Below are 19587 nucleotides of genomic sequence, written 5' to 3'. Positions count from 1 at the left end.
CTTGGAAGATGAATGGGTTGGTGGTAGTGGTCGTGAATGTGCCGGGGCAGTGGCTGCTACCACTTCCCCTCCAGGGTCAGCAGCCAGGTCCTGTCGCCGCCATCACGGCCGGCCAGCTGCCAGCGACGGTCGTCATCGCGCGCCACACGTGCATGGCGATCGCGCGCACCGAGCAGGTTCTCCCCGGCCAGGCGCAGATCAACCCCAGGAGCGAGCTGCCGGGTGACATGGACGTCGATACGCGTGCCACTGCGGTTAGTCCCCTGCAGTTCGCTGGCCCGCGCCGTGCGTGCCGGCCCCGTGTGGCGGAGTTGGACGCCAAAGCGCAGGGCCGCACCCGAAGGCGCGTGTTCATAGCCAAGGCTGGAGACATGGCGGAGCGTGTCACTGGCGATACGCCGGACGCCCAGGCGGGCGTCGTCCACCTCGGCCCGCGGCAGGGTAAGGGTTGCGCGCAGGCTGCCGCCGGCCGGCAAGATGCCAGCGAGGGCGGCGCTGTCCAGGCGCACGCTGAGCTCGACGCCCCAATGGCGCGCATCGCCAACGTTGGCGGGGCGCTCGACCCAGCGTCCAGCCTCGTCGGCCAGCGTGCGCTCGATGAAGTCCGCAGTGCGACGGAAGTAGGCGTTGGCCCCAAGCACGCTGCGCTCGCCGCCGAGATAGCGCTCGACACCGATCTCGAAGCGCTGGATGCGCTCCGCAGCCAGGCCCGGCCGCCCGCCCAGGTCGGGTTCGAGTGGCGTATTGACGCCCGCACTGCGGGTGACGACCGGACTGAGCTCATCCAGCTTGGGCGCGCGCAAGCCACTTCCGACGCTGGTGCGCAGCACCCAGGCCGGCGCGAACGCCCAACGTAATGCGAGCGAGGGCGACACCGCCTCGGTATGCCGCTGCCCGCCGCCCGAACGCTGGCGCAGGCCGTCCACGCGCAGGCCGCTGGTGAGCGTAAAAGTGTCGCCGTCGGCGCCGCCGAAGGTCCATTCGTCCTGGAACCAGGCCGCCGCGCTTGTTTCACGCAAGTCATGACGGCGCAGCGCTAACGCCGTATCCGATCCCGCCTCCTGTGCATCCTTCCGGCTGAGCACCGCGCCCTCAAGCGCCCAGGTCAGCAGGTGGGCCCCCACTGCCCTGTCGAGCCGGGCCGACCCGGTGAGTTCGCGCTCGCTGCGCTCGAGCGCCTCGACTGCGGCCGTGCCCACGGCAGGCAGGCGACGGGTGTCCGTCCGACGGTCGCCGTCCATCACCGCAAGCCGCAGCCCGAGCCGGCCATCGACGGACGCCAGCGGCATGCTGGCGTCGGCGCGCAGGCGCGCGATGCGCATGTCGCTGCGCTCGCGGTCGACGCGGGTATCGACGCCGCCGGCGCTGAGCTGCTGGCGCCGCCAGCCGTTGTTGAGATAGAGGCTTGGCCACACAGTCAGACGTCGTTCGCCGTCCTTCAAGGACAATCGTGGCGACAGGATCAGTTCATCGACACGGTAGCGGCCCAGCGTCCGCTCATCGGCCACGACGCCGGCCGGATCGCCGCGCATGCGCTGCTGCTCGACCGGCATGCGGTGGCGGTTGAACGTCAGCGGCAGGGTCCACGCACGCTCGGCCACCCCGCCTTCGACGCTGCCGGTCAACTGCAGGTTGGGTTCGTCGCCGCGCAGGCCCACGGTGGCCTTCAGCGAGCGGCTCGGCTTGGCCTGCGGCGCACGCACGACAAGGTTCACCACCACCTCGGCGGTGACGCCGAACTCGGCCGAGCCGCCGCGCATCAGTTCGACCCGCTCGAGTTCGCCAGCAGGCAGCCGGCCGACCACGGTAAGCGCATGCCGCCCGCTCGCCGTGGGGCGCTCGCCATTGACGAGGATGAGCACCGAATCGCGCGCCATCCCGCGCGCCGAGGCCGAGGCGCCTTCCATGCCATCCGCACCGCGCTCCAGTCCGGGCAGCTTGCGCAACACCTCGGACACCGACAGCCCGCCCAGGCTGGCGATGTCCTCGCGGTCGAAGACCACTTTCTGGCCCGCCGCATAGCGCTGCTCGGCGACCGCATCGAGCGCGGCCTCGACCTCGATCGCCTTCAGCTCGGTGTCCGCCAGGGCGCCCACCGGCAAGCCGGCGGCAAGCGCCGCAAGCAGCGACCCAAGGTGCGCACGCGCTCGCATCATGCTCGCGTACCAGGCATGACACCCGGCTGCCGGCGCGACTGGCTCAGCGTACCCGCGAAGAAGGCGCCCAGGGTGAGCAGCGCAAGCAGAAGCTCCAGCCAGGGCGCCGGCATGTCGGCGGCCGCATCAGGTGCGACCTGCTCGAGCACCTGTCCGGTCACTTGCTGCGGCTCTGCCTCGGCCGCGTTCGGGGTCGGGGTCGGGGTCGTCGCCGCATCCTGCGCAGGTGCCGTGCTCGATTCCAGCCCGAAGCCGGCCGCGAGCGAGCGGGCATAGGCGTCCACCTTGCTGCTGACCGGCTGGTAGTCGAGTCGCTCGACCGCGTCGGCATAGATCTCGACGAGCCGCTTCAGCGTGGCCTCGTCGGTGCTCCAGTACTCCTTGCGCGCGGCCTCGAGCATGCGCTCTGCGACCTGGGCACGGGCGGTGGGGTTGTGGCGCTCGAACCACTCTTCCATGCCCAGCTCGAGCGAGTCCTCGACATAGACCTCGAAGAACTGCTGCCACTGATCGTCGCGGACGATCTCAGGCGCCACGGCGGTCCAGCCCCAGAAGTTGTTGACCGTATCGACGACCGCCAGCGTGCCGGCATAACCCTCCTGCTGCATCGCCTCCACCCACTGCGGATGGAAGTAGCGCGCACGCAGCTCCGCCGCCAGGAAGCGCCCTGCGCCTTCGACCCGGGTCTTGCCCTGGTCGCGCAGGTTGCTGATATAGAGCCCGGGCGTGCGCCCGTCGAGGCGGCGGACGGCGAGGCCGATGCCGCCCAGGTACTGGAAGGGATCGTCGGTGGTGAGCATGCCGTAGAGGTTGGACGAGCGCGCGAGCACGGCCGCCTCGGTTCCCCTCAGGTGCTCGGCATAGAGGTTGAAGCCGCCCTTGCCTGCCGCGCCGCCAGCCGCCTCCCGATTGCCGGGCGCACGCACGCGCTCGCCCCAGCGCGAGGGGTCCGGACCATAGGCGTACTGCATGCGCTCCAGATAGAGATCGGCAAGCTTGCCCTCGTCGTCCCAGGTGTCGGATGCGAGCGTAGCGTCATCCAGGCCGGTGCCGTAGGCGCCGCTCTCGCTCGAGAAGATGCGCGTCAGCGCGTGCAGGCGCGCGTCCTCGGCGGTGAAGCCCTGCTCGATGAGCGAGCGCTCGATCTCCAGCGCGTTCGCGCGTACGGCGTTGTCGGGCTCGTCGAGCTCCGCCACGCGCTCGACCGCACGCGCGATGAGCGTCATGACGGTCGGGAAGTGATCGCGATAGAGGCCGGTGGCGGACACGACCACATCCACCCGCGCACGGCCGAGTTCCTCGCGCGGGATGACCTCCACGTCGCTGATGCGGCCGAAGCGGTCCCACACCGGGCGCACGCCGAGGGCGTGGAAGACCTGGGCCTCGAGCACGCCGAGGTGGCGCATCGCCTCGACCGACCAAAGCGAGAACGCCGCCTTGCGCAACGGCGTGCCGTGCTCCGCCCGGTGCGCTTCGAGCAGCTGAGCGAAAGCGTCAGCGCCGGCGAGCCAGGCCTGCTCGGTCGGGATGCGCGAGGGATCGAAGCCGTAGAGATTGCGCCCGGTGGGCAGGCTCTCGGGGTTCCTGATCGGGTCGCCGCCGTACTGGGTGTCGATGAAGCGGCCGTCGAGCGCCTTGAGCAGACCGGCGTGCTCGCCGGCTGCCGCAAGTGCGTCAAAGTAGGCGCGCCCCTCGCTCAGCAGCGCGTCTTCATCCGCCGCAGGCTCGGTCGCGAACGCGCCGGCGAGCAGGCGGTAGGGGGCAGACTCGGGCAGCGCCTTGTAGTCCTCCACGAACAGCTCGTCCGGCTCGGCCAGGCCGAGGCTCGCGTACAGGCGGTCGCCGAGCATCTGCATCACCGTGCCGACGCGATGCTCGAAGCGCGGCGCCTCGCCGAAGGTGTGCAGGCCGAGCGGCTGGGCGGTCTGCGCCAGCGTATGCAGCCAGTCGTGCAGCTCGCGCTCGAAGGGGCGAAAGTCTGCGCGTGCGCGCTCGGCCGTCCAGCCGATGTCCTCGATCAGGGTCAGGCGTGCCGCCTCATCGACGATGGCGCCCATGGTGCGATCCTTGACTGCGCCGACGTCGAGCAGCTCGTACTCGTGCAGCAGGTCGTGCAGCGGCATCAGCTGCGCATGCAGACCGGCCGGTGCGAACGATGGCGTCTGGTGGCTGATGATCGTCGCCCTGCCACGCCGCTTCGCCTGGGTGGCCTCGCCGATGTTGTCGACGATGTAGGGATAGATCACCGGCAGGTCGCCCAGCACCAGGTAGGGGTCGTCATGGATGGACAGGCCGCGCTCCTTGCCCGGCGTCCACTCCTGGCTGCCGTGGGTGCCGAAGTGGATCAGCGCGTCGGCATCGAAGGCGGTGCGCGCATAGAGGTAGGCGGCAAGGTAGAAGTGGGTCAGCGGCACCTTGGTGTCGTGGTAGATCGCCTTCTCGGGCGGCTCGTCGATGCGGCCGCGCGGCGGCTGCGGCATGATCACCAGGTTGCCAAGCTGCAGGCGCGGGATCGCGAAGCTGCGCGTGTCACCCGCACCGACCAGCATCGGGTCGTTCTCGGGCGGCCCCCAGTGCTTGTTGATGCGCTCGCGGACGTGCGCAGGCAGGCTATCGAACCAGGCAAGATAGTCGGCAAGGGGCAAGGCCGCCGCGAGATTGTCGGCCAGCAGGGCGTCGAGCCTGCCCTCGCGGTAGAAAGGTGCGAGCAGACGGGCTGCGCTGTCGATGAGCGCTTGCTCCTCGGCGGGCGGCACGGTGTAGCCCGCGCCCTGCAGGGCCTCGGACAGGCGGGCGAGACTGCGCGGCACGTTCAGGAACGAGGCCGACAGGTTACGCTCGCCGAGCGGGTAGTTGTAGAACATCAGCGCCACACGCTTGTCCGCATTCGCCTTCGCGCGCAGGCGGGCAATGCGGTACGCCTTATCCACCAGGGCGTTCGCCTGCTCGGGGATCAGCACGGCACGCTCGTCCTCGATCGCGGCGACCATCAGCGGGTCGCTCAGGCCAGCCTGCTCCGGAATCGCGAGCAGGAAGGGCACGGCACCGCCCGGCACGCCTTCGGCACTCGCACGCCAGTGGGCGGCGTCGCCCTCGCGCCAGGTCATCGCCTGCAGCACCGGGACGTCCAGCCTGGCGTAGTCCTCGCGCCGGCTGCCCTGGTACATGACCTGGAAGTTGAGCAGCACATCCACCGCCGCTCGCCCTTCGTCCATCACGATGTCGAGCGCGCCGCTCGGCGCCGTCAGCGGGTGGTAGAACACCACCGGCAGCGCCCCCCGCGCTTCCAGCATGCGCACCAGCTCGTCGATGTGCCCCATGCCCATGTTGCCGATATAGGCCTGGTGGACGACGATGCCGACCGCCGGGCTGCGCCGAGCGCGCTCTTCGCCCAGCCACTGGCGGTAGGCGGCAAGATCGCCGACAACGAGATCAGGGTGATCCGGGTGGTAGATGCCGGTGTCCGGGAACACCACCGGGGCCGGCACCGCGACGGCGGTTTCGCCGAAGAGGTGATGGCGGACATGGGCGAAGAAGCCGGCAAAATTGCGCTGGCTACCGTTGCGGTAATAGGCGTACAAGGCCTCGCCGGTCGCAGGCTCCAACCCGCCGCCCACCTGTACGCCACGTGCCGACGACAGCATCCAGGGCACAGCGAGGCGATCGAGCACGGGCACGACCTGTTCGCGCATGCGTCGGCCGTCTTCCTCGCGTGGCGCGTCCAGCACGGCCAGCCTCACGCCGCGCAGGGCCGCCTCGACCGCATCCGCGGCGTCACGGTCGATATTGACCACGGCAAGATCCACCCCGGCCGTGTCGGCCAGGGCGTGCAGCGCGACGAACTTGCCACCGAGCACGAAGTCGCTGCTGATCACGGCAACCCGCCCTGCACGGGGCTGCGGCTGGAGGGCGATCGCCAACGCGGCGGCAAGCACGAGCAGCACACAGACGAGGATTAGATGACGCCAGGGTGCACGGGCTGGCGCATGCGAGACGGATTCGACCGGAGTGGAGCTGTTCATGGGCGGTATCTTGGATTCGACAAGCGCCCCGCAGGAACGCGGGGCGCAACAACGGGCAGGCGGCGATCAGAACGCGCCGTGCAGCGTGACGCGCAGCGCGCGCGGGGTTTCCGAGTAGCTGAACAAACTGGACTTGTCGGCCAGGCGGAAATTGGTGATGTTGTCGATGCCAGCAGTCACGCGCAGGTGCTTGTTGAACGCGTAGCCACCCTGCAGATGCAGCAGGTTGTAGGCTGGCGCCTTGCGCGCCGCCGAGGTGACATACTGACGGCCGGTGTGCTCCAGGCGGAGGGCTGCGCTCAAGGGCCCCTGCTTCCAGCCCAGGCGGGCATTGAGCAAGTGGTCGGGCCGCGCATTGAGCGGCTTGCCCGAGGTCTTGTCCTCGGTGTCGAGCCATTGTCCGCTCAGGCGGGCATCGAAACCGCCGCCAAGATCCACGCGCAGTGCGGTCTCGACCCCCTGGATGCGGGCATCGTTGATGTTGTCGTAGATGTAGAAGGCTCGGGGACCGACGCGCCGGATCTCGCGCGTGGTAATGAGATCGGTGACACTGTTGCGGAACGCGGTGAGCTCCCAATCGATCGCACCCTTGGCGTACATGAGACCGAGCTCCCACGACTTGCTCGTCTCGGGCCGGATGTCGCCGTTGCCGTAGAAGGTATGCGGCCCTTCGGCACCCTCGTACGACGACGAGGCCTGCTTGAGCGTTGGCGCGCGGAAGCCTTCGCCGTAGCCGCCTCGCAGCGTCCAGGCATCGGTCGCATGCCAGACAAGGTAGGCGCGCGGACTGCTCTCGGCACCGAAGATCGAGTGTCGGTCGCGACGGAAGCCGAGCGTAAGCGTGAGATCTGCAGCCAGTGCAATCTCATCCTGGATATACAGCGCGCGAAAATCGGCGTCGTCCTTGCCACCGGCGAGGCCGGCGTTCTTCATCGTCTCGGTCCGGGTGTCGAAGCCCACCGTCAGGTACTGCATGCTGCCGAGCGCGAAGCCGACGCGCCCGTCCACACCACGGTCGTCCATGCTCTGCGGGCGGGTGGGCGCCACGCCATTGGTGCGCCGGTTCGACACCGAGAAATCGGACTCCCAGGCGCGCAACTGGGTCTCCACACCCGACCAGTCGGCGCGCCAGGTCGCGATCGACTGCGAGCGATCGATGTCGTAGGTATCGCGGTAGTAGGTGCCGCTGCGGACTTGGTCGCGCTCACGTTCCTCGTTGCTGACGCGGTGCTCGAGGTCGAACGTGTGCGCGGCCAGCGGCTGCCAGGACAGCAACAGATGCCCCGACTGCAGGTCGGTACCCTCGATCTCCGAGGTGCGCCGGTCTTCCTTGCGCTCGAGCGGCGAGCGCTGCAGCCGCGTGGCCGAGATCGCCATGCGCAAGGTGTCGGTCAGGCCACCGGAAAAATGAACACCGCCGCTGAGCGAATCACCCCCACCCGCTACGCTGCGCCCGCCGAGGCGAACGCCGCCACGCCATTCGGCGTCGGGCCGGCGGGTAATCGTGTTGATGACGCCACCGAGTGCATCCGAGCCATAGAGCACGGACATCGGCCCTCGCACAACCTCGATGCGTTCGATGCTGTCGACAGGTGTCCAGTCATACTGGAAATCGGAATGTCCGACCCAGTCGTCGGTATTGATGACGCGCAGGCCATTGACGAGATAGAGGGTGTGCTTGCCGTCCATGCCGCGCAGGGACATCGTCTTGCGGCCAGCAACGCTTTGCCCGACGAGGCCGATTCCCGTCGTCTCACGCACGGCCGCAAGCACATTGTCGGCACCTGCGGCCTCGATTTCTTCGCGCTTGACCACCGCTGCCGCTGCGGGCACGTCGCGAACAGCCTGCTCGCGCTGAGTGGCGGTCACAAAGACCTCGTCGAGCCTCGAATCGGAAGCCGCCCCAGCCCAGGCCTGCGCGGCGGGCAGGACGGCGAGCGCCAGCATGATCCGTGACACACCGCCAAACGATGCGGACCGAAGCGTCGACTGAACGCCAGTGAAGGTAACCATCAAGCTCTCCAGGAAGGAAGATTTGGCTGGCTACCTATCCGTACAGGCGTTGGTTGCTGGCTGATATGCGAAAAAGGGACCGAATACTCCGCTTGGCTGCAGACAAGCACAGCACAAGCGGGCAAAATTGAGCTAGATCAAATCTAAGTAAGAATGATTTCTATTTGTAATTATTATACGCCGGCTTTGCCTCGAAATGAAAGCCGGCCCCGCAATCAGGAACACATCGGTATGAACCCACGGAAAACGCGCATTGCATCAAGCTCACCCGGTCGGCTGCGAATCCGGGACCTGGCCCTTCGCGACCGCGACCGGATCGCACAGTTCGAAGCGCAGCTACATCAGATCGACGGCATCCGGGAGATCGAGGCGAACGCAAGCGCTGGTAGCGTGGTGATCCGATACGATGGCGACCGGATCGAGGCCGTCGAGCTCGAGCGCCGCGTCGATGCACTGGTCGACGCCGTGCTCGCCGCACCGCGCAGCCCGGGCCGCCGCAGCCTGCGCAGGCATGCGAACCGCATCGCCAAGGTCGGCATGCTGGGCAGCCTGGGGGCATCGCTTGCGCTCGCGGCCACCGGCAACAAGCGCTGGCACGCGCTCAGTGGCGGCGTGTTCGTAGCCTGTCTCGGCGTGCACATCGGGCTGCACCGCAAGGCCTTGCTGCGCTGACCGCCTTCCCGCGGCGATCAGGCAGCAGCCGTGTCTCAGGCGCAGCACCCGGCCAAGTGGATGATCCGGCGCGCCAGCAGGACAGCTGAAGCGCGGCGGGCAGCATCATCCGGCAGGTAGACCTCGACGCCCAGGTAGGCAAAACGGGGGTTGTTCCAGACCGCCTCCGGGATGACGGTGCGCGCATGCAAGGGCTGGCCCGCGTCGAGCGCAACGATACGCACCTGCTCGCGCAGCGAGGGCAGTGCTTCGCCCGCCGCAAGCGTAGCGGGCGACTCGAGCGCGTGCATGAGACAGGCTCGCAGGCGCGGACTCGCGCACAACAGGTCTGCGCTTGGCCCCGTATCGTCATATCCGGCATGGAGGTCAAGCAGCAGCCGGTGAGCGGGGCCGAGTTGCGACAGGAGCTGAAGGTAGAGTGCGCGGTGCACGACGCGGTTGCGGAAGCACTCGTCGGGCAGGGGCCGACGGCCGGACAAGCCGTCGGGAACCTCAAGCACGTCGATCTCGCCTGGATCGAAGCCATCGAGCACCTCGCGACCGAAGGCAAGCTCCTCGCGGTGGATACCGATCACGACGAGCACGCCCGCCACCACACTGCCTCCGTCTGCGCTCACACCGTGGCGTCGCCGCCGGCCCCCTTGCCTGCGGCCCGCTCATCGCCCGCCCGTTCATCGCCCGCCCACTCGTAGACGGCGACCGTTGCCGGATCGCACTTGCAGCAGGTGGTACCGCAAGCCGATGCGGCGGCCAGGCGTCGCACCCTGCCCTTGCGTTCGAGCGTGGCGAGCATGGGTTCGAGCGCAGCCGGCGTGCTGCCCAAGCCGTTGGCCATGTCGGCAACGCTGGCGCGGCGGCGCTCCCGCAGGTAGTTGCGCAGGCGTGACAAGATCATCGCTCCCCCTCAGACCTGCTGCGGCAGGGGCATGCTGGCGCCTGCCTCGCGTGCGCCGTGACGCCGCAGCGCCCACAGCACCAGCCCCATGGACACGGTAACACCGGCGATCCAGGCCAGCGATGCACCCGGATGCTGCGCCCAGGTGGCGGCCTGGTAGTACACCGTGGCCACGCCGTAGCCCATCGCCGTCGTCCATGCGGTGACGAACACCGCCCAGCGCGCACCCGACTCCTGATAGATCGCCGCGATCGCAGCCGTGCATGGCGCATAGAGCAGGATGAACAACAGGTAGGCGAAGGCCCCCGCCGCGCCGTCGAAGCGTGCGGCCATCGCGCCGAAGGTGCCGGTCGACACTGCCTGCTCCTCGGCCACCGCAGCCTGGTCGCTGAGGTCGCCAACGTCCAGGCCGATCGGGTCGGCCCAGGCGCCAAACGCATCGGCCAGGTTCGCCGGGATGGTGGCGAAGGCGGCGGCGACGCTTTCGACGAGGTCGAAGGGGGTCTCTTCGCTGCCCTCTTCACCCGCGTCCTTGGCGGCGAGCGCGGAGTAGGCGGCGTCGAGCGTGCCGACGACCGCCTCCTTGGCAAGTACGCCAGTGAAGATCCCGACAGCAGCCGGCCAGTTCTCCTCGGTCAGCCCCATCGGCGCAAAAGCCGGCGTGATGCTCCGCCCCACCGCGGCAAGCACGGAGGCATCGCTGTCCTCGTTGCCGTAGCTGCCATCGGTGCCAACCGAGTTGAGCACATTCAGCACCAGCACCATCGGCACGATCACCCGGCCGGCGCGCACGATGAAGGCCATCAGGCGCTCCCAGGCGTGGCGCAGCACGCCGCGCACGGTGGGCAGGTGGTAGGGCGGCAGTTCCATGATGAAGGGCGTCGGCTCGCCCTTGAGCAGGGTGTTGCGCAACACCAGCCCGGTCAGCACCGCCACTGCGATGCCGATCAGGTAGAGCCCGAACACCACGTTCTGTGCGCCGCTCGGAAAGAAGGCGGCCGCGAACAGCACATACACCGGCAGACGCGCGCCGCAGGACATGAAGGGCGCCATGGCAATCGTCATCAGGCGGTCGCGGCGGTGCTCGAGCGTACGCGTGGCCATGATCGCCGGCACGTTGCAGCCAAAGCCGACGATGAGCGGCACGAAGGACTTGCCGGGCAGCCCCACCCAACGCATGAAGCGGTCCATCACGAAGGCTGCGCGCGCCATGTAGCCCGAGTCCTCGAGCACCGACAGGAACAGGAACAGGAAGCCGATGATCGGGATGAAGGTGGCGACCACCTGAATGCCACCACCGATGCCCTGCGCGAGCAGGACGGTGAGCCACTCGGGCGAACCGAGGCCGGACAGCAGTTCGGCAAAGCCATCGACCAGCAAGGCACCGGTAAACTGGTCGAAGAAGTCGATGAAGGCGCCGCCGATGCTGATGGTGAAGAGGAACATCAGGTACATCATCAGCAGGAAGATCGGCACCCCGAGGACGCGGTTGAGCACCACGCGGTCGATGCGGTCGGTGAGATCGCGCCCAACACGGCCGCTGACGGTGACCGCCGCCGCGGCGATGCGGTTGGCGAGCCCATAGCGCGCATCGGCCACCATGATGTCGAGATCGTCGTCAAGCCCAGCCCCCAGCCGCTCCGCTTCGGCAGCGACCGCCGGCCCCGCTGCGCGGCGTGCCAGGTCGTCGCCCTCGAGCACGCGGACCGCAAGCCAGCGCGCAGACGTTCCGGCAGCCCGGGCCGGCTCGCCGAGCAAGGGAACGAGCGTCTCGATCGCGCGCTCCAGCGCCGGCTGATAATCAACCGTGGCGCTCGCCGGCTGGCGCACCTGGACAGCGCTGCGGATCGCTGACTTCAGCGCATCCACGCCGCGGCCTTCGGAGGCCACCACCGGGATCACCGGGCAACCGAGCCGACGCGACAGCTCATCGGCATCGATGCGCAGGCCCTTGGCTTCGGCCACGTCCACCATGTTGAGCACGACCAGCAGGGGCACGCGCATCTCGACGAGCTGGCTCGTCAGGTAGAGGTTGCGCTCGAGGTTCGCGGCATCGACGATATTGACGACCAGCCCGGCCTCGTTGCCATGGACGAAGTCGCGCGCCACGCTCTCATCGAGCGACACCTCGCGATCGACCACGTCGAGCGAATAGGTTCCGGGAAGATCCACGACTTCGAAGTGCCGCCCATCATGCCGGTACTCGCCGCACTTCTTCTCGACAGTGACGCCGGGCCAGTTGCCGACACGCTGGCGCGAGCCGGTAAGGGCGTTGAACAGGGTCGTCTTGCCGCAGTTGGGATTGCCTACAAGGGCAATGGTGTGTTCGTGGTTCATTGCAGCACCTGAATCAGAGTTTCTCGACTGTCAGGGCGTCGGCCTCGCCCTTGCGCAGCGTGAGCGCGAAGCCGCGCACGCGGATCTCGACCGGGTCGCCCATGGGAGCGACGCGTACGACCTGCAACTCGGCCCCAGGCGTGAGCCCCATCGACAACAGTTTGCGGCGATAGGCCCCGCCCGCCTCGGCAAAACCACTGACCTTTGCGCGGTCTCCGACCTCGAGTTGCTTCAGCATCATCACAACGACTCCAGCTGTTGACCGCGCGTGCAGCACGCACCCGCAGCATGTGAAGGGACGCGCGGCTCAGGCTCCGGCACGCGCCACCAGGATCTTGTGGGCCATGCCGGCGCCCAGGGCAAAGCGCGTCTCGCCGCGCCCCACCACCAGGCCACCCCCCTGGCGCTGGCGGACGACGAGCTCACTGCCGACATTCAGGCCGATCTCGGCCACGCGCAAGGCCATGGCCGAACCGCCCAGGATGGCAACCACGCAAACGGCCTCACCCTCGGCTGCCATCGCCAGGGGGAAGGCACTGGAACGGTCTGGGTGGCTCATGCGGCTACGCCCCCTTGTGCGGCGCTTTCGTTCCGTACGCTCGGTCCGCGCGGCAGGCCGGCGCCAGCGAGCGCACGCAGCAGGATGGCGATCGTCGTGCCGTTGTGCAGGGCCGAAGCGGCCACCGGCGTCAGCCAGCCGAACGCAGCCGCCGACAGGATCGTGGTGTTGAGGCCAACCGTGAGCTTGAAGTTGCTGTCGATGAGGCGCCGCGTCGCCAGCGCGAGCGCACGGGCATCCGCCACACGGGCGATGTCGTCCTCGAGCAGCGCCACGTCCGACGCCAGCCGCGCCACATCGGCGCCGTTGTGCATAGAGATGCCGACGTGCGCACCGCTGAGTGCCGGCGCATCGTTGACGCCATCGCCAACGAAGGCGATGCGCGCACCATCGGCCGCCAGCGCCTGCAGGATGCTGGCCTTGTCCTGTGGCATCAGCCCGGCATGGAACGCGTCCAGGCCGAGTGCTTCCGCCATTGCACGTGCGCGTTCGGGGTGATCGCCGGTGAGCATCAGCACACGCCTGACGCCAAGCCGACGCAAGCGGCGGATGGTTGCCGCGCTGTTGCTGCGCAGGCCGTCACGCAGTGCAATCACGCCGAGCAGTTCGCCGCCGAAGCCGATGTAGAGCAGGGTCTTGCCTTCGACGTGGAGACGGTCGATGACCTCGCGGTGGGCCGCGACCGGAATGCCCTCGTCGTCCTCGACGAAGTGGCGCGAGCCGACCACGATGCGCCGTCCGTCAATGACGCTGGCCACCCCGTGGGCAACGATGAACTCGACTTCCTTGTGGTCGAAGTGGCGTGGCTTCTCCAGCCGCCGCGAGGCCTCGACCACCGCCAGCGCGAGCGGGTGGAAATAGTGCTCCTCGACCGACGCGGCCAGGTTGATCAGGTCCTCGGGCGAATAGCCGGGCTTGAAGGCCACCGAGTCGGTCACCTCGAGCCTGCCGGTGCTCAGGGTGCCGGTCTTGTCGAACACGAAGGTGTCGGCCTCGGCCAGTCGCTCGAGCGCCTTGGCGCCCTTGACCAGCATCCCAGACTTGCCGGCGGCATACATCGCCGCCTTGAAGGCCACCGGTGTGGACAGCTTGAGCGCGCAGGAATAGTCAGCCTGCAGCACGGCCGCCACACGCTGCCAGTCACGCGACACCAGCCAGGTGGCACCCGCCAGCCCCAGCACCATGGGCACCAGGCGGTCGGCCATGCGCGCGGCCTCGAGCTGGGTCTTGCTCTTGACCGCGAGCGACTGCTCGACGAAGTCGGCGATGCGCGCGACGGCAGCCTGGGCGCCAACCTTCTCGGCATAGATGCGCAAGCGCCCTTCCTCGACCAGCGTGCCCGACAGCACCGCATCGCCACGGCGACGCGCCACCGGCACGCTCTCGCCGGTCATCGTGGCCTCGTTGACCAAGGCCTCGCCGCCGAGCACCGTGCCATCGACCGGAATCACGGCGCCGGTCGCGACGATCACGGTATCGCCGACGCGCACCTCGTCCGCGTCGACCTGGACTTCCTCTCCGTTGCGCTCCACCCAAACCTCGTCGACCGCGGGCTTGAGCAGGTGCTTGAGCAGTTCGTCCGAGCGGCGCTCGATCGAGGCCTCGAGGTACTCGCCGAGCGCGAGCAGGAAGGACGTGGTGTTCGCGGCGAGGAAATCGCGCCGGCCAATGGAGATCGCCACCGCCATCGCCTCGAGCACGTGCGACGTCACCCCCTTTTCGAGGAAATCGTCCATCGCCTCGCCCAGCAGCGGGATCGCTGTGCCGAGGGCCACCGGAGCCTGCAGCCCGGGCTGCAGCGAGCGCGTCGCAAGCAAGGTCGCCGCGCTCAGCGCCAGCGGTGCCGCGCTCGGCTCGCCATTGGCGGCGCCCGCCCTGCGCGCACGGACGGCATCCATGCGCAGGATCTCGATCGCGACGCGTTCGGCCGTAGTGGTCCTGTGGTCGTACTCCACGACCAGTGCGCGCGCAGCGGCATTGACGCGCACCTTGCGCACCCCGTCGACGACCAGGACCGCGCGCTCAAGGGCCTGCACGTCGGCCGATGCACCCGGGCGCAAGGCATAGCGCCAGCGCACCCGCCCCCGGGTCGCATGCACGGGCTCGAGCGCAGACACCCAGGCACTGGCCATCATGCGTCCCCGTGGCGCTCCGCCTCGACCTCGGCGCGGATGTCGGACATCTGCTCCTTCATCTCCTCGAAGCCGCCGGCGACACCGGCGTAGAGCTTGATTGCCGACTTCACGATCTTGCCGCGCAGTTCCTCGTCGCTCAGCACCCAGGCCGCGGCCGCGCCGATGAGCGCCCCGAGCAGGAACTGCTCGGTGTTGCGCGTGCGCAGGAAGGCCGGCATGCCCTGCAGCAGGCCCTTGTCCAGGCCAGCCGCGTGCAGGCCCGCCTGCAGACCGTCATACAGGCCCTGGCCGCCCTGGCCATCGCCCACGCCCTGCCCAAACCCGCCACTCGCTCCGTACATGCCCGTCATCGCCGGATCAGCCGCCATGCCGTTGTGGCCGTACTGCGGGTATTGGCCGTAATGCCCCTGGTACATCGGGCCGGCAGCCCCCGGGTGGCCGCCCGCCATCTCGCCATAGGCGCGGCGGTGGGCCTTCTTATGCTTCTTGGACATCCTTCTTCTCCTGTTCGGTCTGCACCCGTTCGCGCAGCATTCGTTCGATGATCAGTACGCCGGCAGCACCCGCAGCCGCGGCGAGCAGCGCCGCCGCGTAGTCCTGCCGGCGTACGGCGTGCGCGGCGGCGCTGCCGGCGGTCAGCGCCGTACCGCCCTGCAGCCCATGGCGGAGCACGCGCTTGAGTTCGGTTCTGGAAAGGGGCGAGGCCTGATCCTGGAAAGCCGATACGCAGGCCCCTGCAACGAAGCCCTGCACGAAGGTGGCCCCCCCTAACCTGGGCGTCGGCGCCGGCATGAGGCGTGGCAGCGGCCTCATGACCCGGCCTCTCCATCATCGGCCGGCTCCCCGCCAGGCGCGGCTTTGGCCTTGGAGCTGGTCTTCGGAGCACGCCCTGCCGCGGGCCTGGCGGCACGCGCTGCACGCGTGCGCGGTGGCGCTTCGGGGGCGGCGGCAGGCGCAACGACATCGGCAACTGCTTCCGCAGTTGCGGACGCCTCTGCATCCTCGGCCGTCAAACGCTGGCGCACGCGTGCGGAAGCGCTCTCGATCGCCTCAAGGCTGGACACCGTCGCGCCGCGCAGCTTGTCCTGGGCTTTCTCCAGGCCAGCCTTGGTCTTGTCGGTCTTGATCAGGCGGAGCGCGACTGCGCCGGTCAGCACCCCAGCTACAAAGGGAAACAGCGGGAACATGTCAGTTCTCCTTGCGTTGACGGCCGATCCTGTCCTTCAACAGGTAGACTCCGGCGCCCCCCGCGACCATGCCGGCCAGCATGGCGGGGTGTGCACGACGCAGAAGCGGACTGAAGACACCGATGGGGCCGGCATACGGGCCCAACTGCGAGAAGGCGCGCTCGAGAAAGTCGGACAGCGGTCCGTGGCTCACATAAGCCTGTTGTGGCGGGATGCCGTGAGCGGCGTGGTAATTCTCCTGGGCCGAGGCAGCTGCCACTGCCTGGCGGAACGCGGGCAGGTGGTTATGCAGGGCCGCTGCCTGCAGGTTCTGGAACACCCGGCGCACCTCGGGCTCTGCCACCTGGGTGAGCAGGTAGGCATACAGCTGCACATTGGCGATCTCGCCGACGACGGCGCGCTGGCAATTCGCCAACCAGGTCGGCTCGACCGTCGTCTCCTGCGCGAACGGATCGAGCGGACGCGGAATGCCGAAGCGCTCGCAGAGCCCCAGCAGGGCGGCGACATGTTGCCCTTCCGAGCGCAGGATGTTTGCAAACGGCGGCCGCTCACCGAAGGCTTCGATCACACGGGCGTAGAAGCTGCGGGCCGCATACTCGTCATAGAGCGCGATCCTGACAGCCTGGTGCACCACCGGGTACGGCGCGCGCGGATCGATCCGCTGCGTACGCAGCATCAGTTCGTCATGGTTTTGCATTGCCGATCTCCACGTAGGTATCGCGCAGAATGCGTTCGAGGATTGCTGCGGCATCCGACACCCTGCCGTCCAGCAGGTCGCTCCACGCCCGTTCGGGGATGAGCGCGGGGTCGTACTGCACGGTGCACGAGCGCGCGAGCAGATTGACCTGGACCGAGCGCACGCCCGGGATGTGGTCGAGCAGGGACTGGAACACCTGCGCACGTTCGCGCGGAAAGTCGATCGACACCGCCGCCGCCTCGACCTTGAGGCGGATTCGTCCGCGGATATGATGGGCGATGCGCACCTCCCGCAGGAAAGCGCGCAGTTCTTCGAAATCAGGCATCTTGCAGATCCACCCATCCACGCCGGGGGGCTGCGCAAGGGTACGGATCGAGCACCGCACGCAACGCCAGCCACCCCGAGCGAAAAACGCTCCAGGGGGTTCCTGGCTGGCAACTTCGGCTGGCTACGCGAACCCGACTCAATGCAGAAACCGGGCGGGAGCGAATCCACCGCTCAACCACCCCTTCACATCGATGAAAAAACTCTACGCCATCCCGCCGCTGCGGATATGACAAAAGTCAAACAGGGCTGCAATTGCAGCCCCGGTGCCGGCAGAATCAGAACTCCCAGGCGACGCCCGCATTGGCGATCGTGCGGCCGTTGCCTCGCCCAACTGCGGCAGACACTTTCACACCTTCGGCAATCGTGTAACGCAGCCCGACCTGGCGATCAGGGCCGGAATGCTCCTCGCCGAAGGTCTCGACGACGAAATCGACCTGCTCGCTCAGCGGAACGTCCAGGCCCAGACCCCAGAAGTTCAGGTCTTCGTCGCCCTTCGTCCAACCTCGGCCAAGGTTGAGGTGAACCCTCGGCCCCTGCTCGAACGCCCAGGTCGCAAGGCCTGCCAGCGAATGGGCTCGTGCCGTGCCCTCGCCGCTCACGCGCTCGCGGCCATACTCGTACTTCAGGCCCGCCGACAGGCCAGTCTCGGCCTGCAGGGGTATCCACTTCAGCGCAGCGCCGACGGCGCGGATCCTGGCGTCGGGATCGGCGTCGCGATCCTTGGCCCGGCCGAGCCCGACCTCCACCTCGACGTTGTCGATCGGCCCGAAGCCAGCGGCGCCCTCGAAGCCGCGCACCCCGCCATCGCGACTCCAGCCGAACTCCAGCTTGGCGCCGCCGCGCTCGAGCGTACCTGCATCGTCCACCGCCATCGGACGCTCTGCAAGCGCCGGCGCTGCTGCGCTCGCGAGCAGCAGGGCTAACCCGCATTTCTCACACCCTCACGGTTCGGCCCCCGGTGGTGCGGCTTTTTGCTTCACGCGTCGCCGTGACCGCGAGGGTTCAGGCCCGCGAGCGGCCAATCGAGGGCAGGCGGGTGAGGTTCTGCGAGCGGTCAGGTGCGTTGAGGGGGCAAGCGGCGCTGTTCGGGCATGAGACCGCCTCGCGCGAACGGGAGCGCGATCGGATCAGCAGGGCCACGGTAGCGTGGCGGATCAGCCGGGGGCGAGTCTGGCCTGGGCCAGGCGCCATGCGGTCTGGAATGGATGACTGCTGGCCATGCTGATGTGGATGCGGCGCACGCTGATCTTGACCCGTGCGCCGATCTTGAGCAGTTTCAGGCGCAGGCTCTCGCAGGTGGCGTCGGCCAGTTCGGTGCCAGCCAGCCCGATGCGGCGCAGCGCTTCGAGCATGACGTAGGCGAAGGAGGCGAACCACAGCCGCAGCTGGTTGGCCCGCATCGTCGCCGTCGAGGTGCGATCGGCGAACAGATGAAGCTGGCACTCCTTGATCCGGTTCTCCATTTCGCCGCGGGCGCAGTACAGCGCCTCATACAGTTCGCGTGCCGGCCAGCGCTGGGCGTCCAGGCTGGTGACGATGAAGCGCGGATTGGCCTTGCCCGGTAACTGTTCGGCCTTGCCGACGACCCGTCGGACACGCGACCAGCTGTCGAGGGTGCGGTAGGTGAAGTCGCGAAACCGCCGCGCGGGCTTGCCGGTCTGGGTGCATTCGGCCTGCGCCTCGCTCATCTCGGTGTCGATCTGCGCCTTGAGCCGATCATTTTTGGCCAGCCCGAACACGAAGTCGATGTGCTCTGCTTCGCACCAGCTCATCAAGGCATCGCGCGCAAAGCCCGAGTCGGCGCGCAGCACGATGCGCACCTCGGGCCAGTGGCGGCGGATCTGGGTGATGATGCGTTCGAGTTCATCGATGCTGCCCGCCGAGGCATCCGTGTTGGCCCGGCGCAGCTTGGCGGCGAGCAGATGTCGGCCGCAGAAGATGTACAGCGGCAAGTAGCAGTAACCGCCGTAGTAGCCATGGAAGAAGCGCCCTTCCTGCTGGCCGTGCAGCGGGTCGTCGGTGGCGTCCAGATCGAGGATGATCTCTTCAGGCGCCTGCGCATGTGCCTCGATGAAGCACTCGACAAACAGTGACTCGAAGGCCGCCGGATCGTGAGCGATCTTGTGATAGCGCGAACCGTCCTTGGTGTCGGGGGCATGTTCGAGCCGGTTCAAGGTCGACTTGCCCGCCAGCGGCTCGCAGCCCTTGCGCCGAGCGCTGAGCTTGCCCGCCAGCGTGGCCAGCACCGGGTCACGGCGCAACTGGTCGTGGTCGTTCAGGTCCTCGTAGCCGAGCGCGATCCCCACGATCCGTTGCATCACCAGCGTGTGCACGGTGTGTTCGATCAGCTCCGGATCACGCCCATCCTCGAAGCAGGCCGCCACCCGCTCGGTCAGTCGCAACGTGCGATCGACCTCGCGCAGCAACAGCGCGCCCGCATCCGAGCTGATCTGCCCTCCGTCGAAATCAACCGCCACCTGGCGGCCCTCAATACGCTCCGCACCTTGGCTTCGTCCGGTACACTGTGTCGGCATCGCGGATTCCTCCGGAGTATGGTTAAGTCGTTCTCGCAAAACAACTTTCTCAT

Annotated in this window: 17 protein-coding genes; 1 reads left to right on the top strand and 16 read right to left on the bottom strand. The window is 68.0% G+C overall.

What is annotated here, in order from left to right:
* Positions 1 to 56: 56 nt before the first annotated feature.
* The 3 genes from C662_RS12595 to C662_RS12585 all read right to left on the bottom strand — a co-directional run bounded on the left by C662_RS12595 (position 57) and on the right by C662_RS12585 (position 8191).
* Complete coding sequence (locus tag C662_RS12595) at positions 57 to 2156, bottom strand: TonB-dependent receptor plug domain-containing protein (protein WP_037984591.1); 2100 nt, start codon at positions 2154 to 2156, stop codon at positions 57 to 59.
* Positions 2153 to 6178 (bottom strand): cobaltochelatase subunit CobN, encoded by a 4026-nt coding sequence (gene cobN / locus C662_RS12590; RefSeq protein WP_002929620.1) that lies wholly within the window; start codon positions 6176 to 6178, stop codon positions 2153 to 2155. Before cobN ends, C662_RS12595 begins: the two co-directional genes overlap by 4 nt.
* Positions 6179 to 6244: 66 nt before the next feature.
* Positions 6245 to 8191: a TonB-dependent receptor plug domain-containing protein gene (locus tag C662_RS12585; RefSeq protein WP_002929618.1), complete on the bottom strand. Its 1947-nt coding sequence runs from the start codon at positions 8189 to 8191 to the stop codon at positions 6245 to 6247.
* Between the two features lie 231 nt (positions 8192 to 8422).
* Between C662_RS12585 and C662_RS12580 the strand changes: the two genes are divergently transcribed.
* Positions 8423 to 8863 (top strand): HMA2 domain-containing protein, encoded by a 441-nt coding sequence (locus C662_RS12580; RefSeq protein WP_002929612.1) that lies wholly within the window; start codon positions 8423 to 8425, stop codon positions 8861 to 8863.
* Positions 8864 to 8898: 35 nt separating this feature from the next.
* Here the strand turns inward: C662_RS12580 and C662_RS12575 are convergent, their stop codons facing one another.
* The 13 genes from C662_RS12575 to C662_RS12515 form a co-directional block, all read right to left on the bottom strand.
* Positions 8899 to 9480: a hypothetical protein gene (locus C662_RS12575; protein WP_232433265.1), complete on the bottom strand. Its 582-nt coding sequence runs from the start codon at positions 9478 to 9480 to the stop codon at positions 8899 to 8901.
* Positions 9477 to 9758: a FeoC-like transcriptional regulator gene (locus tag C662_RS12570; protein ID WP_002929602.1), complete on the bottom strand. Its 282-nt coding sequence runs from the start codon at positions 9756 to 9758 to the stop codon at positions 9477 to 9479. Before C662_RS12570 ends, C662_RS12575 begins: the two co-directional genes overlap by 4 nt.
* 9 nt (positions 9759 to 9767) lie before the next feature.
* Positions 9768 to 12095 (bottom strand): Fe(2+) transporter permease subunit FeoB, encoded by a 2328-nt coding sequence (feoB, locus tag C662_RS12565; protein WP_002929600.1) that lies wholly within the window; start codon positions 12093 to 12095, stop codon positions 9768 to 9770.
* A 13-nt stretch (positions 12096 to 12108) separates the two neighbouring features.
* On the bottom strand, positions 12109 to 12336 hold the full coding sequence (locus C662_RS12560; protein WP_002929598.1) for a FeoA family protein: 228 nt from the start codon (positions 12334 to 12336) through the stop codon (positions 12109 to 12111).
* Positions 12337 to 12402: 66 nt separating this feature from the next.
* Positions 12403 to 12654 carry a FeoA family protein gene (locus C662_RS12555; protein ID WP_002929597.1) on the bottom strand — a complete coding sequence of 84 codons (252 nt, stop codon included), beginning with the start codon at positions 12652 to 12654 and terminating at the stop codon, positions 12403 to 12405.
* Complete coding sequence (locus tag C662_RS12550; RefSeq protein ID WP_198291900.1) at positions 12651 to 14789, bottom strand: heavy metal translocating P-type ATPase; 2139 nt, start codon at positions 14787 to 14789, stop codon at positions 12651 to 12653. The genes C662_RS12555 and C662_RS12550 overlap by 4 nt, the downstream gene beginning before the upstream one ends.
* Positions 14786 to 15283: a hypothetical protein gene (locus tag C662_RS12545; protein ID WP_002929591.1), complete on the bottom strand. Its 498-nt coding sequence runs from the start codon at positions 15281 to 15283 to the stop codon at positions 14786 to 14788. The genes C662_RS12550 and C662_RS12545 overlap by 4 nt, the downstream gene beginning before the upstream one ends.
* Entirely contained in the window at positions 15267 to 15602 is a 336-nt protein-coding gene (locus tag C662_RS12540; protein ID WP_002929585.1) for a hypothetical protein, read from the bottom strand. The genes C662_RS12545 and C662_RS12540 overlap by 17 nt, the downstream gene beginning before the upstream one ends.
* Entirely contained in the window at positions 15599 to 15976 is a 378-nt protein-coding gene (locus C662_RS12535) for a hypothetical protein (RefSeq protein WP_002929584.1), read from the bottom strand. Before C662_RS12535 ends, C662_RS12540 begins: the two co-directional genes overlap by 4 nt.
* A 1-nt stretch (position 15977) precedes the next feature.
* Complete coding sequence (locus C662_RS12530) at positions 15978 to 16673, bottom strand: ferritin-like domain-containing protein (protein WP_002929583.1); 696 nt, start codon at positions 16671 to 16673, stop codon at positions 15978 to 15980.
* Entirely contained in the window at positions 16660 to 16998 is a 339-nt protein-coding gene (locus C662_RS12525; RefSeq protein WP_002929582.1) for an HMA2 domain-containing protein, read from the bottom strand. Before C662_RS12525 ends, C662_RS12530 begins: the two co-directional genes overlap by 14 nt.
* A 277-nt stretch (positions 16999 to 17275) precedes the next feature.
* On the bottom strand, positions 17276 to 17872 hold the full coding sequence (locus tag C662_RS12520) for a hypothetical protein (RefSeq protein ID WP_002929576.1): 597 nt from the start codon (positions 17870 to 17872) through the stop codon (positions 17276 to 17278).
* A 282-nt stretch (positions 17873 to 18154) separates the two neighbouring features.
* Positions 18155 to 19534 carry an IS1380 family transposase gene (locus C662_RS12515; RefSeq protein ID WP_002924814.1) on the bottom strand — a complete coding sequence of 460 codons (1380 nt, stop codon included), beginning with the start codon at positions 19532 to 19534 and terminating at the stop codon, positions 18155 to 18157.
* Positions 19535 to 19587: the final 53 nt, after the last annotated feature.

The organism is Thauera sp. 28 (assembly GCF_000310145.2).
GTDB lineage: Bacteria > Pseudomonadota > Gammaproteobacteria > Burkholderiales > Rhodocyclaceae > Thauera > Thauera mechernichensis.
This window is presented reverse-complemented; position numbering and strand designations above follow the sequence as displayed.

Coding starts and splice junctions, on each gene's coding strand:
- C662_RS12550 (WP_198291900.1), bottom strand. CDS start 14,789: ATGATGGCCAGTGCCTGGGTGTCTGCGCTCGAGCCCGTGCATGCGACC.
- C662_RS12525 (WP_002929582.1), bottom strand. CDS start 16,998: ATGCCTGATTTCGAAGAACTGCGCGCTTTCCTGCGGGAGGTGCGCATC.
- C662_RS12570 (WP_002929602.1), bottom strand. CDS start 9,758: ATGATCTTGTCACGCCTGCGCAACTACCTGCGGGAGCGCCGCCGCGCC.
- C662_RS12560 (WP_002929598.1), bottom strand. CDS start 12,336: ATGATGCTGAAGCAACTCGAGGTCGGAGACCGCGCAAAGGTCAGTGGT.
- C662_RS12535 (WP_002929584.1), bottom strand. CDS start 15,976: ATGTTCCCGCTGTTTCCCTTTGTAGCTGGGGTGCTGACCGGCGCAGTC.
- C662_RS12520 (WP_002929576.1), bottom strand. CDS start 17,872: ATGGCGGTGGACGATGCAGGTACGCTCGAGCGCGGCGGCGCCAAGCTG.
- C662_RS12545 (WP_002929591.1), bottom strand. CDS start 15,283: ATGTCCAAGAAGCATAAGAAGGCCCACCGCCGCGCCTATGGCGAGATG.
- C662_RS12585 (WP_002929618.1), bottom strand. CDS start 8,191: ATGGTTACCTTCACTGGCGTTCAGTCGACGCTTCGGTCCGCATCGTTT.
- feoB (WP_002929600.1), bottom strand. CDS start 12,095: ATGAACCACGAACACACCATTGCCCTTGTAGGCAATCCCAACTGCGGC.
- C662_RS12515 (WP_002924814.1), bottom strand. CDS start 19,534: ATGCCGACACAGTGTACCGGACGAAGCCAAGGTGCGGAGCGTATTGAG.
- C662_RS12555 (WP_002929597.1), bottom strand. CDS start 12,654: ATGAGCCACCCAGACCGTTCCAGTGCCTTCCCCCTGGCGATGGCAGCC.
- C662_RS12530 (WP_002929583.1), bottom strand. CDS start 16,673: ATGCAAAACCATGACGAACTGATGCTGCGTACGCAGCGGATCGATCCG.
- C662_RS12580 (WP_002929612.1), top strand. CDS start 8,423: ATGAACCCACGGAAAACGCGCATTGCATCAAGCTCACCCGGTCGGCTG.
- cobN (WP_002929620.1), bottom strand. CDS start 6,178: ATGAACAGCTCCACTCCGGTCGAATCCGTCTCGCATGCGCCAGCCCGT.
- C662_RS12540 (WP_002929585.1), bottom strand. CDS start 15,602: ATGAGGCCGCTGCCACGCCTCATGCCGGCGCCGACGCCCAGGTTAGGG.
- C662_RS12595 (WP_037984591.1), bottom strand. CDS start 2,156: ATGATGCGAGCGCGTGCGCACCTTGGGTCGCTGCTTGCGGCGCTTGCC.